Origin of the sequence: Tamlana sedimenti, from assembly GCF_038148895.1 — a bacterium.
In the GTDB taxonomy this organism is placed as follows: domain Bacteria; phylum Bacteroidota; class Bacteroidia; order Flavobacteriales; family Flavobacteriaceae; genus Tamlana.
This window is the reverse complement of the sequence record NZ_JBBVGQ010000002.1, coordinates 410147-426944: the sequence shown is the minus strand read 5'-3', so window position 1 is coordinate 426944 and position 16798 is coordinate 410147. Positions and strand designations below refer to the sequence as shown.

Below are 16798 nucleotides of genomic sequence, written 5' to 3'. Positions count from 1 at the left end.
TAAGAGGTTGAATTGTTGGTGATAGCCAAATAATTCAACCTTTTTTATTTTATCAAAATCTTGAGAATAGTGACAATTCCGATGAGCAGGATTAAAATGAGTGAAAATCTTTTAAAATTTTCTTGCGAGATTCTCTTTAAAAGAAGCTTACCCAAATAGCTTCCAAAAATTCCAATAAAAAAGAGAAAAGGGATATAAATCAATATATCCTTGGATATAAATCCGTTGAGAAAATACACCACGGTTCGGCTAAAATCAACACCAAAATCGATAACCGCCGAGGTAGCAATAAACACATTTTTCTCTAGGTTGAATGCTGCCATGGTCAATCCTCGAATAGCACCACCTGTTCCTAAAATTCCCGCAATAAACCCTGACAAAGAACCGCCAACCAAGGCTTCCTTTTTTTCTGGTTTTACAATTAAGTTCTTCTTGATTAAAAAGAGCAAGCTCAGTGAGATTAAAAAGATACCCAAAATAGTTTCAAGGAATCGCGTATTGAGATATTTACTTAATATACCACCAACAATAACAAACAATACCGCGGGAACGCCAATATAAAGAATGAGTTTTTTGTCTATACCTTTTCTAAAAAGAGCTATTTTACTCAAATTACTCACCACATGAAACAAGGCAGTAATTCCCAATACCGTTTGAAAATTGAAGTAAAAATTAGCTAATGGAACAAAAAACACCGAAGAACCAAAGCCACCGATAGTGCCAATTATTTCGGCCAAAAGGGCAAGAATTAAAAAAATGGGGTCGACGTTCTTCAAAACAGAAATTATCCTTTAAATATACGTAAAACTTCAGCAGAAACCAGCATTCTAAAAAGACTTTCACAACCCTTAAGTTAGGTGAAAAATTAAATTTTTTTCGTACATTTAGAAAACAGAACTTCAAAATTCAAAGCTATGCCACACACAAACTACACTAAGGTTTATACAGGGGATTATATATCAGCGCAACGTATTGCTGATGCCTTGGAAAATGAAGACATTATTCCCGTGGTTAAAGAACAAACCGATTCAGGATTAACATCATTATTTGGTGGCGAAAGTGGCGGCTTGCAACAAGTCTTGGTTCATAATGATGAACTCGAAAAAGCCTTGCCAATCGTAGAAAATTTAACCTCAGAACTGGAAGCTTAATTAAGCAGTAACGGCATACATTTTATCGCGTAGCTCCTTAATCTTTTTGTCCTGCATATACTCGTCAAAAGTAGTGTAACGATCTATGACGCCATTTGGTGTTAGCTCCACTACTCTATTGGCAACGGTTTGTGCAAACTCATGGTCGTGCGTTGTAAACAAAACGGTACCTTTAAAGTTTTTTAATGAGTTGTTAAATGCCGTAATACTTTCCAAGTCCAAATGGTTTGTTGGTTCATCTAGCTGTAACACATTAGCACGCATCATCATCATACGGGAAAGCATGCATCTAACCTTTTCACCACCAGATAGTACAGACGATTTTTTAAAGGCCTCTTCTCCACTAAAAATCATTTTGCCCAAAAATCCACGGATATTTACTTCTTCGCGCTCTTCTTCAGTTTTAGCCCATTGGCGCAACCAATCAATTAAATTAAGGTTGTTGTTAAAAAACTCACTGTTATCCAATGGCAAATACGATTGGGTTGTAGTAACACCCCAAGCAAATTTTCCGGCATCCGCCTTTTCTTTACCGTTTAAGATTTGATAAAAAGCAGTTGTTGCTCTTGAATCCCTTGAAAACACAACCACTTTATCGCCTTTGGCCAAGTTTAAATCAATATCCTTAAACAAAACATCGCCATCAATTGAGGCAGCCAAACCTTCAACATTTAATATTTGGTCACCCGCTTCGCGCTCACGCTCAAAAATAATGGCTGGATAACGACGGCTAGTCGGTCTAATATCAGCAATATTAAGCTTGTCAATCATTTTCTTTCTACTGGTAGCTTGCTTACTTTTAGCCACGTTAGCAGAGAAACGACGAATAAATTCTTCAAGTTCCTTTTTCTTTTCCTCAGCTTTTTTGTTTTGCTGTGCACGTTGCTTGGCAGCTAGTTGAGATGACTCGTACCAAAACGAATAATTACCTGAATAGTGGTTTATTTTTCCAAAGTCGATATCTGAAACATGCGTACAAACAGCATCTAAAAAGTGACGGTCGTGAGACACCACAATCACACAATTATCATAATTGGCCAAGAAATTTTCCAACCATGAAATGGTTTCGTAATCCAAATCGTTGGTAGGCTCATCCATAATCAATACATCAGGGTTTCCAAACAAGGCCTGCGCCAAAAGCACACGTACTTTTTGTTTTCCGTCCAAATCGGCCATCATCATATAATGCAGTTCTTCCTTTATGCCTAAATTGGACAATAACGCCGCGGCATCGCTATCGGCATTCCATCCATTCATTTCTTCAAATTCTACTTGAAGCTCGCCAATTTTTTCGGCGTTTTCATCTGTATAATCCGCGTAAAGCGCATCAATCTCCGTTTTGATTTTATATAAGGGTTTATTTCCCATCAACACGGTTTCCAAAACTGTATGCTCATCATAAAGGTTGTGGTTCTGCTCAAGAACAGACATACGCTTACCGCTTTCTAAAGAAACATGACCAGAGGTTGGCTCTTGTTTTCCTGAAAGAATTTTTAAAAACGTAGATTTTCCTGAACCGTTGGCACCAATAATGCCATAGCAGTTGCCATTATTAAAGGTGGTATTTACTTCATCAAAAAGAACTCGTTTTCCGAACTGAACTGAAAGATTTGATACAGATAACATAAAGGGTCTTTAAATTTTTTGCAAAAGTAGACAATTACATTGGTTACACGAAAAATCTTTGGTCAAATAATCTAATGAGAACAATCAAAGTTGTTCATTTTTAAATTATTTGCTACTATTAAGCTTTTATTTGATTGGGAAACATTTAACAGCGCATTAACAGGACTTTATAAATACATGGTATACTTTTGCTTAAGAAACACTCTCAGGAAGGATTTATGAAGATATTCTATGCCTTAATATTTGTGCTTATCACATTTTTAGGTTGTAAAAAAGAAAATAATGAAGCCGCCAATTATGCCTATGTTGGTGGCGAAATTATAAACCCCAACACAAATTACGTTGTTCTATCTAAAAATGAAGCCATAATTGATACCATTAAACTTGATGGTAGAAATAGGTTTTTATATAAAGTCAACGACCTTCAACAAGGGTTGTATGCGTTTCGCCATGGCGGAGAATACCAAATGATTTTACTTGAACCCCAGGACAGTGTTCTTTTTAGATTAAATACTTTGGACTTTGATGAATCATTGGTGTTTACCGGAAATGGCGACAAAAAAAACAACTACCTCATCAACGACTTTTTGGAAAGTGAAAAAGAAGAAAAGCATATTGTTCGGCTTTGCCAATTAAACCCAAATACCTATCAGCATCTTATTGATTCCCTAAAAAACATGAAAGCTGAAGCTTTGGAAAGTTTTAATGAGAAGTATAAACCTTCCGACCTTTTCAAAAAAATTGCCCAAGCAAACATCAATTACAATTATTATTCCGCGAAGGAAGTTTACCCGTTTGTACATTATGGCAAGGACAAAGCTGCCATTTTAAAAACTTTGCCAGACGATTTTTATGATTATAGAAAAGACGTCAATTACAACGACGAATTTCTTAGTTCCTACTACAATTACAATACTTTTTTGAGACACAATGTTAGCAATATGTCTTTAAAAATGCATGATAGCCATTCAGATGACAAATCGTTTGATAGAAAATCCGTGTGTTACAATCTAGATAGATTATATCTCATTGACAGCTTGATAAAAAACACCACAATTAAAGATGATTTACTGTATTATTTTACCATGGCTTATATATCTAAAGGCAAAAAGCAGGATGATAATGAGGCTATTTTGAAATCCTACTTAGCCAAATGTGGTAATGAAAACTATAAAAATGTTATGGTAAGTTACGCCAAATCTTTAAACAACTTAAGAGATGGCTTAAAACTACCAGAAATTAATGTCGTTAATTATAACAATCAGGAACTCAACATAAATTCATTGGTGAATAAGCCAACGGCTATTAGTTTTTGGTCAAGAATTTATTACGAACACTTTAAAGAGAGCCATTTTAAGCTCGAGGAATTGAAGAGAAAATATCCTGAGGTAAACTTTATAACCATTAACATTGATGAATGTGGTATTGATAAATCCAAAAAGATGTTGGATGCCCATAAATTCGATATAGCCAACGAATATCAATTTAAAAATGCTAAAGAAGCTAAAGAAGTTTTAGCCGTGCACCCTATGACAAAAACTATTATTTTAGATAAGCATTCCAAAATAGTTGATAGCAATACCAACTTGTTTTCTTCTTATTTTGAAGACCAACTTTTAGGCCTAATTAATAAATAGGTTTTTAAAGTTTATAATGGAAAAATTCTGCAAATCCAATCCCTCTTTTTCACTATACTTATTCGATTTCTTTTTAAATCTCAGTTGCATCATTACAAACAAATAATTTTATTACTTTTTATGAGTTAACAAGAATTATTAAAATTTTAAATTTATATTCGATGAAGTTATTAGAATTATAATAAATTCATGGAAAAAATAAAGTTTAAAATACCTCAAACTGCTGAGAACTTAGATGAATTTGTACTAAACTTAGATAAAGGTAGAACCGTTGACAAAGCTTTTTTATCAAATGTGACGTACACTAAAAAAACTAAATATTTAAAGTATATTATTTTAGGATTCTTAATAATGCTATTAACTGCATCATTAGGGAAATTGATGGATTATGTGGTAGAAAATGCTTTAGATAGGATTCCTTTCTCAAAAAGACTTTTAGTATTAATCATATTTATCTATATTGCCTACTTACTTTATCTGTTTATAAAAAATCAAAAACCAAAAAGTGATGTTGTTTTTTTATCAGGAAATGAAATTTTTGTTCTAAAACACAAATCACAAATTCACACAAAAAAAACATTTATTGAAGCTTTCAAGTTTTCAATTGATGAGGTAAAATCCATTAAAGAATATCCGAGTAATTTTTTAAAATCTAGGTTTCTGTTAAATTTAGAAAAAGGTGAAAGAATTTTTTTTGAACAGAATAATTTTTGGAACAAAAATTTCTTTGTAGCAAAAAGTGGCATGAAGCAGAGTTCTTTTTTTGATGCCTTGAAAAAATTCGCACCAAAATATACAGGTGCTAATGAATTTGCCAAAGTTATTTTAACTGCCTTGCTTATTGTCGAGGTAATTTTACCTTACATTGCTATTCTAGCACTTGCCTCTATTGAAAGTTCAATCTATGATTCAATAAATTATTCATCTTAAAATACTCTAATCCATAACTTATAACGAAAAAAAAACAAATCTTGTCCACAATAATTCTAATTGATTTTATAATGGTTCATCAAAAGTTTTTCATAAACCTTATCCGGTAAAATCCTTTTCAAAACAATAGAAAACTTCTGCATAAACTCCCCTACTTTATAGTGCACTTTAGGGTTTGGGGTTTTTATTATTTTATAAACGGCTTCAGCCATTAAATTTGGATTGCTACCATTATCTACATGGGCATTCATTAAATCCAAGGTGTTTCCATAAGGTTTTTTATATGGTGAAGAATCAAGCAAAGGTGCATGATATCTACCGGCAGCAATATTGGTGGCAAAATCACCCGGAGCCACGTTGGTCATTTTTATGTTAAAATCTTTCAGTTCCATTCTAAACGCTTCTGTTAAAAGTTCCAACGCACCTTTACTCGCACTATAAATACCTCTGTAAGGCAATCCCATATAACCTGCAATAGAGGTGACATTAATAATCAAACCCGAATTTTGCTTTCGCATTTGTGGCAACACCGCTTTTATCACATTAATAGGACCAAAAAAATTGGTTTCAAAATTGTTTTTAATCTCCGTCTCGGGTATTTCTTCAATTGGGCCGGTAATGCCAGCTCCTGCGTTGTTAATCAAAACATCTAATTTGGCTTCTTTCTCAATAATGGTGGCTACGGTCTTCTTTATACTGGTGTTATCCTTAACATCCAAAGCTAAAATTGGGAACTTGCTTTCTGTATGGTTCTCTGGTTTTCTGCTTGTTCCATAGACTACAAATCCTTTTTCGCTTAAAAACTCACCAATAGATTTACCAATACCCGAAGAACCGCCCGTGATTAAAACAACTTTAGACATTTATTAAGAAATTTGAATTTAAAGATAGAAAGATTTGCCAAACTAAAAGGCATAAAAAAAGGCAAGCTACCTACATCACACCGCTACGACCATTTACCTTTGCTTCGTTCCCGACCTGGAGGATTCAACAGGAGCTGGTTGTGTAGGACTTGCCGGGTGCAAAGATACAACCTTTTAAAATTATCACAATGATTTTTTAAACTGATTTTAAATAAATATCTTGCTCCAAATTTTAGTTTCGCATCCAAATGTTCAAATTCCTAACAATCATTTTTTTAAGTAGTTTTATTGCTTCATGTGGCTCAAATTCCAGTCAGAATTATTTCACCATAAAAACAAATGCCGAAAAAGGAAACATCTCCAATGCAGCAACTTTAAACCTTTCTATTGAAAACAAAAAAAACTACACCATTGATTCGGTCAGTTATTTGCTATCAGGTAAAAAAGTAGAAAGTACAATTCCTCTAAAAAATTTCAAATTAGGGAAACAAGCGCTTGAGGCCACGGTTTATTTTAACAATGAAAAGCAATCCGTATCTTCACAGGTTACTATTTTAAACAGTGAGCTGCCTAAAGTTTACGGTTTTGAAATTTTAAATGAATATCCACACGATATAACCTCCTATACCCAAGGCCTTGAATTTTTTAACGACACGCTTTATGAAAGTACGGGGCAAAACAAAGAATCTAAACTTAGAAAAGTAGATTATAAAACTGGAAACATCATTAAAAACATCAATTTAGCGGATGAATATTTTGGTGAAGGGCTGACTATTTTAAACAATAAAATATATCAGCTAACTTGGCAAAAAGGAACAGGGTTTATCTATGATTTAAATACTTTTGAAAAACTGGACAGCTTTAGATACGGAAACAGTAAAGAAGGCTGGGGCTTGTGCCACGACAGCAATGTGATTTATAAAAGCGACGGTACGGAAAATATTTGGCTGCTTAACCCAGAAACTTTAGTTGAGGAAGATTATATTCAAGTTTGCACCAATAAGGGAAAAATTGTAGGCATCAATGAATTGGAGTGGGTTGATGGCAAGATATACGCTAACCGTTACCAAAAAAATGGTGTAGCCATAATAAATCCAGAAAATGGCGCTGTTGAAGGCGTAATTGATTTTACAGCTTTAAAAAACAAAGTAACCCAACATTCCGGTTTAGATGTTTTAAATGGCATTGCGTATAACCCAAAAACCAAAACCATTTTTGTAACCGGAAAACGTTGGGATAAATTATTTGAAGTGCAGGTTATCGAAAAATAGACTTTTTTATTTATTACCAATAATTCCAAATATGTTCTTAGCCATTAATGATGCACAGGGCTTTGTGTACATGGACAATTACTAATACCCTGTAAAAATTCCAAACCAATGGTAACCACATGTGTACCTGAGTTGTACCCGGCCAAGTCGTTGGTGGTGACCTGATAGGCATACCCAAAATAGAAAATCGACTTTTTAAAACCTACCATCGGTCCAATGTTTAAAGGTTTAAAAAACTGGTCGTTTAAAAAACGATAGGAAATCCCGGCCCAATAATAATCTTCATCCCTATTGTACTTTCTGAACTTAAAGTTCACATCGGTACTTGAACGCTTGTCACTAGTGAACATTTGAAAAAACATGGACGGCTCAAACTCCAAACCACTTTTTTTAGGCCCCCTAAACGTATAACCTGAATAGAGTTGATAATTCAAAAGTAGGTTTGGTTCAAATATTCTTGAGGAACTATCAAAGTCTTTATCCAAAACATTGTTCACGTTAAAACTCAAGAAATATCCCTTTAACCTGAACAACGCTCCAACATCAAAATTATGGTTGGTCGTCCTTCTATCGTCAGTTACATAGGGGTCAATAGTTGGGTTTTCATATGTTGTGTTGAAATTATTGATGTCGATTCTGAAGTTGTTAATATTATACGAAATACCAAAAGACAGGTACATTTTGGAATAATAATCCAAAATAAGATGATGCGCGAACGAAAACTTTGCCCCTGTTTGAATGGTGTTACCATTTCTATCATTATAGAACGACAGCCCAACACCCGTGCGATCGGCAATTCTAATGTCACCGTAAAAGGATTGGTTATCGGGGGCTCCTTTTATCCCCACCCATTGGGTCAAGCCGTTTGCCCTAAGCTTTAGGTTATCGCCAATACCTGCATAGGTTGGGGAAACAACAAAATTGTTATCAGCCAAATATTGGGTAAAAACAGGTAAGTTCAACTCTTGCGCATAGCTTTTTGCCATGACCAAAAGTAGTATATTCAATATTAAAGTTCTTATTCGCATAATTTTCTATTTAGTGGTTTATACCCCTAATTACCTATCTATACAATGTAAAATGTCCAACAAAATCACGTTTATCTTTAGTGTCATTCAACTTAACAACGTACCAGTAGTCTCCAGTAGGCAACTCTTTACCGTTGTATTTACCGTCCCATTTTTCGTCAACACCCAAAGTGGCAATTTTACGTCCGTATCTATCAAAAATGTCAAAGGTTAAATTTCTATACTGACTGGTGCATCCTGGTCCCCATCCACCATTTTGTGGTACAAAATAGTTTGGAATACAAACATCGATGTATTCAAAATACCCTGAAGCCGTTACAACACAACCATAGGCATCGGTTACCGTTACCGTATAGTTGCCAGATTCATAGATGATAAAGGTATCTTCACTACCATAAGATACTCCGTTCAAGGTATACTCATAAGGTTCTGCACCTCCTGTTGTAATGGCTCTAATCAGGTTTAATTCACTGTCATCCAATGCCATTTGAAGCGGGTCAAACCCTTCAATATCAAAAGATTCAGTTCTTTGAACACATCCACTGGTATGTCTTACATCAATGTAATGTCCTAAACCAGCAGGCACATCGATGAAAATATTACTGGCTTGATACGGACCACCATCCAATGAGTAATCTAAATCCACAGGATCAACGCTATCATCAGTGGTTACTGTGACCATGTTTGTAGATAAATTATTGGTACAACCATACTCAACAACAGCAATTGGATCTATATGTATAAATTCAGGGAATGGAATGTTCCATTCTGTCTCGCAGCCTAGGTTATCGCGCACATAAACGATATGGTCTCCTCCACCAAGTCCAGTGAAATCAAAAAACGTTTGTGTTGTTGTTCCTGTGGTGTAGGTTCCATTCGGGTCATCTAAAGCAACGCTATAGGGCATTTGTCCTCCTGATATTTCAATGCTAAATGCCCCGTTGTTATCCCCATCACAATCTTCAGGAACAACAGAACCTGGAACAATGGTCAATACTGTAGGAATCGCATCATTAATGGTAAAATCAAAAAAGACAAAACAACCTAACTCATCTTGGGCAATCGCTTGATAATTTCCTGGAGCCAGTTCATCAAAAATTGGGTCATCAAAAAATTGATCCATACGTGGTGAAATGGCGTATTTTATAATTCCAGTTCCACCAGAAGCTGTTATTTCCAACATCCCATTGTTTGTCCCAGGACAGGTAATATCAGACGGAACAAAACTAGCGGTTAACGGTGTAGCAGGTTCTGTAATGGTAACCTGTGCACTTGTAATTAAACAATCGCCACTTTCAACTCTAACCTGGTAGCTACCAATCGGTAAGTTTGTGAATACTCCTGGGCTATCTTGGGTAACTGGCGTTATATCGTTACCAGACGTATCTTGAAGTGTATAAACATAGTTGCCCAAACCACCTTGTGCCATAGCGATGATGACACCGTCTGTATCTCCCGCACAATTGATAGTGGCATTTGTTGTATCTAGATTAACCGTTAATGCTGGTAATGGATCAATGGTTATTTCATTGGAAACCATTGCAGTACACCCATTGGCATCGCGAACATAGTATTCATAAGTTCCTGGAGAAACTGGGAAAGTAACTGATGACGCAAATGAGCCTAAAATAGTTGAAAAAGTCGAACTATTGCTATATTCATAATTTCCTGTGCCTCCAGCTGCACTTAGTGTTAAGGTTGCATTTGTTAAGCAGGTTTGTGATGTTTCTTTAACCAAAAGAGCTTCAATTGGAGAAGGCTCTGTAATGGTAACATCGGCCGAAGTGAATTCACAATTATATCCGTCTGTCACCGTAACGTTGTAGGTTCCTGCACCCAATCCACCAAAAACTGGAGATGTTTGGGGTCCTGATGAACTTACTGTTGGAGCAATCATATTAAGTACATAAGTATAATTGCTTCCTTGCCCTCCTGTTGCGCTTACTGTTATTGTAGCATTTGCATCTCCAAAACAAGATAATAAACTTGGGCTAGCGTTAATAGTAGCATCTATAGGTGTAGGAAGGTTCAAGTTTATATTTTCTGAAACGATACACCCTCCTGCATCACGAACGTTAACGGTATAAGCACCGGCAGATAAGCCTGTAAATGTTCCGTTAGGCGAATAGGCTACCGTAGCTGCACCTATCAATTCATATTCATAACTGCCCCAACCTCCCGTGGCAACAGCCGTGATGGTTCCTTTGTCATCATCACAGGTTACATTGGAAGTTTCATTGGCAACCAACACCAAAGGTTCAGATGGAGAACTAACAATTGCATTGGAACTAGCTGTACAAAATGGGCTAGCTGTTTCAGTAATAACCACCGAATAGGTTCCAGCCAACATGCCTGTTACCAGTTCTGGGTTTGTTGTAGTATTGGCAGCAATAATGCCTGTTACCGAAGCCCCCAAAGCATCAAAAACTTCGTAGTTATATGGCCCTGAATAATCGCTCACATTAATTTCAAAGGAACCGTTATTATCTCCAAAACAAGTCACTGCGGTTGGTTGTGTAGTCACTGTTGGAGGTGTTTCCTGCTGAACAACTATAGATGCATCATTGGTACATCCGGTTACTGCATCAGTTATGGTTACTGTGTAAGTTCCTGATGGTACTCCAGAAAACACATTGCCACTTAAACTAATGGATGCTAGATTCGGACTTATAGCATAAGTATATGAACCTGAACCACCATTTCCTGTAATGGTTACTTCGCCATCATCATCGTTACAAGTGGCCAAGGCTGTTACATCTGGCACTAATTCAATTGGGGCTTCAATATCAATGGTTACTAAATTTCCACAACCATTGGCATCACGAACCTCAACAGTATGGATTCCTGAAGCTAAATTTGAAATGCTGAAAGGTGCAGTGCGTGTTTGAAAAGCTCCACCATCAATGCTGTAACTGTATGGGGCTATGCCCGGAGTTGTTAATGTAACATCAATTTCAAAATTCCCTTCGGTTACAGTACACTGATTATTGGTTACAGCGGCGATTACAGGCTCTGGGTCAGTACCTAGAACGATTGCAGGGGTTGATTTAATACATCCGTAGGCATCGATGACATGTACATAGTACGTTCCTGCATCGGCATTAAATGTATTTGCTGAAGCCCATGATGGGTCTGTATCTAATGGTGGTACAGCAGATGTTGTCAGTTGAAATAAATATGGCGCTGTACCATTGGTTGCAATAGCGCTTATTACTCCAGAAGTTGGATTACAGTTTGCATTTTGATTGACTGTAGCCGTTACATCCAAATCGACGGCAGACTCATTTATATCAAAAATGGCTGAAGCCGATTGGCATCCATTAAATGCACCCGTTCCATTTTCAGTAAAGACGATATAATATTGACCGGGCGATAAAGTTCCCGGTGAAGGTGTTGTTACCGTTTCAGGTGTTCCAAAAGTTACGGCCACGTTTGTTGACCCGTCAACCAAAACATTATCAAACGCGGAATAGATTTCATAATCTACAGACGTTGTTGTGCTGTCAAAATTGTCAATAGTAAAGGTGACACTACCATTGTTTTCACCTTGACAAACCACATTATTAGGTACAACAGATGAAGTCATTGTTGATGCCGCGTCAATTTCAGTATCAGCAGATTTTACGTAATAACAATCCGTTGTAAGGTCATGAACAACAAAAGTATAAAGTACCCCAGGCACTAAATTGGTAAACGTTCGTGTATCTCCACCAGGAAGGTCCGGACCAAAATAGGTCGATGTATAAGGAGCGGAATTGAATTCCAAGATACCAAACTCATAGCTTCCGCTTCCCACCGCCGAAATTACTTGAACCGTTGCTGTACCACCAATAGTACAATCTGATGGAACAGTTGAAACATCAATCAATAAATCAGACGGAGGCGATGCCATTACAACTTGTTGCGATAGGCTACATCCATTGGCATCAACCACATTAACAGTATAATTTCCAAAATTGATGATATTAAACGTATGATTTTCATTGGATACCGCAGAATAAGGGTTTCCTGGAATCACATCACCAAAATTATTGGTAATGTAATAAGTGAAAGGTGCTGTTCCTCCCGTAACGTTCTCAACTGTGATTTCCCCAAGACTAGAACCACCTGGGTTGTTACACGTGATATCTACTTTTGACAAAGTAAACGCAATAGCATCTGGCTCTGAAATAGTTACGGTTTCAATATCTGTACAAGATTTAGAATCGGTAAGCGTAATGGTATAATTTCCTGCTGGCAAACCTGATGTTTGTGTACCATAATCCGTTCCAGTGGTATCATTATAAACATTGATTGCAAATGGAGGCGTTCCAACAGTATTATTGATTACAACTTGAATAGCACCAAATGTATCACCATTACATAAGTTTGGCGTTGACGTAACGGAAGTTATTTCAGGTAATGAAATAGTATTTATGGTTTGAACGCTTGATTCTACACTACAACCATTGGCATCGGTTATTTCGAATTGATACATACCATCCATTGCTGTTGTATAAGTAAAAGGAGAACCCGTTGCTCCTAAATTAGTATAAGCACCACCATTAATAGAAACAGCATAAGTAAATGGTGCTGTTCCACTGGTAATAGTACCTGTAATAACGGCATCAGGTGAAGCTGTACAGTCTAAATCTTTGGTTAGTACAGTATTCACTGTAACGGCAGGTAACGGAGGAATTGTATATGATTCGCTATACGTACATCCATTGGCATCTATAACCTGAAACGTATATGTTCCTGGTGTTAATCCGTTAAAATTCTTAGAATTCTGATATGGCGTGGCCGCTATTGCTGGTGCAATAATTTGATATTGAATTGGATTTCTTCCTCCAACGGCATCAACGGTCACATTGGTAGTTAACGATGGACAACTTATTGGCGTATTACTGAATGTTAAATCGGTTATTGGGTCAATTGGGTCAATTGTAATTGGCGCTGTAATAAACGTACAACCTCCTGAATCACGAATAGTTACTGTATACGTTCCATCCGTAAGTCCAGTAAATGTTGTTCCAGCTTGAAAGTTAAAACCATCAATACTGTATTCGTAGGGAGCTGTTCCACCTGAAACACCAGAAACCGAAATTTCACCGGTACTTGTACAAGAATATGGTGTTGTTAAGGTTGCTGTCCCAGTAATGGCCGGTTGTGTGGTAATGGTTATACTTTGTGGAGCTGTGGTACACACGTCAGGCCCTACGCTGTATTGAACGACCACATCATAAGTACCCGCCGCAAGACCTGTAAAAGTTGGGGAACTTACAAAAGTTACACCGTTATCAATGCTATATTCTAAAGTATTTCCGTTAGGGTTCGTTACGTTCACAACAATGCTTCCAACATTTCCGTTGTCAGCACATAATATATCTGATTGCGACATTGTGAAATCCGGTGGTAAAAGAGCATCAACGGTAATGGATGTATCTGCCGAACAGTTATTGGCATCAACAACCGTAATATCATAAACCCCAGGTGCTGTAACATTTATTATTGGTGTTCCTTGAAAAACAGTTGTACTGTTAACAAAATAGTAATATGGTGGAGTTCCGCCTACTGGATAAACGGTTATTTCACCATCGGTACAAGTTAAGGGTTTAGTGAGTGCAGCAGTGGCCGTTAATAAAGGTGGTTCGATGATTTCAATATCTCCTGTATAGGCACAGCCATCTTCGGTTGATACATTAACGGTATATATCCCCGGATTTAAATTACTGAAGGTATAGTCACTTTGCGTAATTGGTCCAACACTGTTTACCAAAGTTCCCCCGTCATAAATTGAAAAGAAATATTGCGGACGAACATCATTGGCAGCCAGCACAACACTTCCTCGTTCGCCGTGACATAATGGTTGATTGATAATGGTTGAAACGGTAAAATCCCTGTCCCTAATTTGAACATCAGGTACTGAAAAAATACATGGATTTGGTGATACTCCGATTTGTCTGATATAAACCGAATAAATACCGGAAGTATTTACTGAAAACGTATTACTTGGTTGATAATTTACACCATCAATACTATACTCGTAGCCACTAGGCACGCTTCCAATAACAATTTCACCGGGCGTGGTGCAATAAATATCTCTTGAGGTAACTGTTGGAACCAACAAATTGGTATAAACGTTAAAATAAAACTGATTGAAACAACCGCCTGAATAGTTCAACGTCAATCTATATTGTCCTGCCGTATCGACTAAAAAGTTTGGTCCCGTTTCAACTTGGTTCCAAGAACAGGCTGGATCTTCATTGGCACAATCTTCGTTGGCAACAGCAGCACAACTTCCCTCGTCTAATACTTCCCAAATCATTGATGTTGTATCAGTAATACCTGTTTCTATATATCGCGAATCGTTCGCACCGCACAAGAATATATTTGGCAGTAATTTACCATCGTTAGGACATGTTACAACTTCATCAGCAAAAGGAATAACAGGATTGGTCACGTTAGCTCCAAAGGTAATGACATTAAACACTTGGTCAGTTGACTGACAAGGAGCAACCGCGGTATTATGAACATAGTAAGTTCCTGTTTGTGTTACGGTTATGGATTGCGTTGTACCTATTACTGGTGTGCCCGTTGGACTTGTAGACCAAGTATAAGCGTCGTAGCCACTACCTGCAGTTAGGGTTACACTTGAACCACATAAAATTACTTCCTCTTCAAAAGTACAATCATTTAAATCGGCAAGAAAATTGGTTGCACCAGGATTCAACAAACACCCTGTATTACTTGCATAACTTGGGTCGTCTGAAATAATAAAATCTGGGTTTATGGTACCCTTATAAGTAGCATATGCTTGATTGTTAATAATGTTGGCGCAGGCATCACTTAACAAGCTACACGTAGATACTACGGTAACTTTAAAACGAATTTCTGAAACCGGGTCATTCTCCTCAACAATGGATTCATCTATGCTAAAAATAAGCTCTCTGGTATTTGGGTCGTAGCTCTGAACAGTTACACCTGGAGGCAATGTATCTATATCGGAAGGATAATTAAAAACAACATTGATTGGAAGTATATCCCTAATTATCATATCCCTAGCATCATCATTACCGTTATTCTGAAAACCAATAGTATAATAAAGTTCGTCACCTAAATCTACTATCTGACCACCGATATCGTTTCCTAGCGAATCTTCAACAATTTTGGTCAATACAATATTTGGTGCTATAATTTCGATGGCAAATGCACTGAAATAGTAGTAATAAATATCCAAATTACTTCCTAAGCTAATGGTAGCAGATGTTGCCCCATTGGCAATTATTGTGTTTCCCGCGTTCGGAATATTGATGATACCTGCATCAAAACCTAGGGTATTTGAACCATCAGGCACTCTTGTTGTAAAAAGTTCTGGGGTATTGGTAACTGGATCTATATAAGAAACTGTACTGTTAAAAAAGTTATTTCCTGGTCGTATCACCGTACCTGCACTATTTGTGGCATCAATTGTGGTCCCATTAAGCCTTAAATAATCTCCTGTATATCTTCTGTCTCCTTCAATGGTACTAAATGCAAACTTGGCACGAACGGGTCCTACCGGAATAGTTTGAAATCCTGATACAGGAAAGGTTTCACTAATGGTAGATGTAATTTTAGTAAATCCATCAAAGGATGTGATATATTTACTAGGCAATAAAGGGTCTTCATAAACTATGAAAAGCGACCATCCAGCTGAAAGTCCTTCTTGATTGGGTTGTGGCCCAACCAAAGAAGAAATGTTTGCGACTGAATATGTACCTTCCGGATTTGGCAATGCCGTTAACATATCTGTTACGTCATGATAATACACATAGGTATTCGATTGGCTATTGTTTGCGGCATTTTGGAAATACACCTGGGTACCTGTTATATCTGTATAAGTTCCACCAGGTGTTTTAAATTTAACATCTGAAATTGGATCAGCCCCATTAACAACCGCACTCCAATATAAACCAGCATAGACTATTTGATAACAGTTTACATCATTCGGCACATCCAAATCTGCACTACTGGAATTGAACGTACTTGGGTCTCCATCAATGTCAACATAAACGGCAGCATCCACCCTATCATTCGTATCGTTCCCGTTGTAAGGATCTGAGACATGCAGCCCCACGTTACTGTTTCCTATTAAAAGTATGTCACCCTTTATGGCCTCATCATATCGAGGTACAAAAGGAACCAAATTTTGTCCGATTGATTGCATGCTCAACAACAGCATCAAAATCAGAAGTCCTTGAATTATTAAAGTAGGTTTTTTCATAGTCGTTATATTTATCATCTCCTCTTTACTTGGGGCTTTTCAAAAAG

The 16798-nt window shown here is 37.0% G+C and carries 9 protein-coding genes and 1 other RNA gene; 4 read left to right on the top strand and 6 right to left on the bottom strand.

The window, feature by feature from the left end:
- Positions 1 to 44 precede the first annotated feature (44 nt).
- Positions 45 to 776, bottom strand: a complete 732-nt coding sequence (locus tag WJN01_RS07820; RefSeq protein ID WP_445196592.1) for a sulfite exporter TauE/SafE family protein — start codon at positions 774 to 776, stop codon at positions 45 to 47.
- 138 nt (positions 777 to 914) lie between these two features.
- On the opposite strand from WJN01_RS07820, the gene WJN01_RS07815 reads away from it, so the two are divergent.
- Entirely contained in the window at positions 915 to 1151 is a 237-nt protein-coding gene (locus WJN01_RS07815; protein ID WP_445196591.1) for a putative signal transducing protein, read from the top strand.
- Here WJN01_RS07815 and WJN01_RS07810 read toward each other — a convergent pair whose 3' ends face one another.
- Positions 1152 to 2777, bottom strand: coding sequence for an ABC-F family ATP-binding cassette domain-containing protein (locus tag WJN01_RS07810; protein WP_445196590.1), 1626 nt, complete (start codon positions 2775 to 2777; stop codon positions 1152 to 1154).
- A gap of 218 nt (positions 2778 to 2995) precedes the next feature.
- On the opposite strand from WJN01_RS07810, the gene WJN01_RS07805 reads away from it, so the two are divergent.
- Both WJN01_RS07805 and WJN01_RS07800 read left to right on the top strand, forming a co-directional pair.
- Positions 2996 to 4414 (top strand): TlpA family protein disulfide reductase, encoded by a 1419-nt coding sequence (locus tag WJN01_RS07805; RefSeq protein ID WP_445196589.1) that lies wholly within the window; start codon positions 2996 to 2998, stop codon positions 4412 to 4414.
- Positions 4415 to 4603: 189 nt separating this feature from the next.
- On the top strand, positions 4604 to 5344 hold the full coding sequence (locus tag WJN01_RS07800; RefSeq protein WP_445196588.1) for a hypothetical protein: 741 nt from the start codon (positions 4604 to 4606) through the stop codon (positions 5342 to 5344).
- Between the two features lie 56 nt (positions 5345 to 5400).
- Here WJN01_RS07800 and WJN01_RS07795 read toward each other — a convergent pair whose 3' ends face one another.
- A complete protein-coding gene (locus WJN01_RS07795) occupies positions 5401 to 6207 on the bottom strand; it encodes an SDR family oxidoreductase (RefSeq protein ID WP_445196587.1) in 807 nt (268 codons plus the stop codon).
- A 56-nt stretch (positions 6208 to 6263) separates the two neighbouring features.
- Positions 6264 to 6362: signal recognition particle sRNA small type (gene ffs / locus WJN01_RS07790), an RNA gene on the bottom strand.
- Between the two features lie 87 nt (positions 6363 to 6449).
- Here ffs and WJN01_RS07785 point away from each other — a divergent pair.
- On the top strand, positions 6450 to 7478 hold the full coding sequence (locus tag WJN01_RS07785) for a glutaminyl-peptide cyclotransferase (protein WP_445196696.1): 1029 nt from the start codon (positions 6450 to 6452) through the stop codon (positions 7476 to 7478).
- Positions 7479 to 7522: 44 nt separating this feature from the next.
- Here WJN01_RS07785 and WJN01_RS07780 read toward each other — a convergent pair whose 3' ends face one another.
- Both WJN01_RS07780 and WJN01_RS07775 read right to left on the bottom strand, forming a co-directional pair.
- Complete coding sequence (locus WJN01_RS07780) at positions 7523 to 8506, bottom strand: PorP/SprF family type IX secretion system membrane protein (protein WP_445196586.1); 984 nt, start codon at positions 8504 to 8506, stop codon at positions 7523 to 7525.
- A 34-nt stretch (positions 8507 to 8540) separates the two neighbouring features.
- Positions 8541 to 16751, bottom strand: coding sequence for a T9SS type B sorting domain-containing protein (locus tag WJN01_RS07775; protein WP_445196585.1), 8211 nt, complete (start codon positions 16749 to 16751; stop codon positions 8541 to 8543).
- Positions 16752 to 16798: the final 47 nt, after the last annotated feature.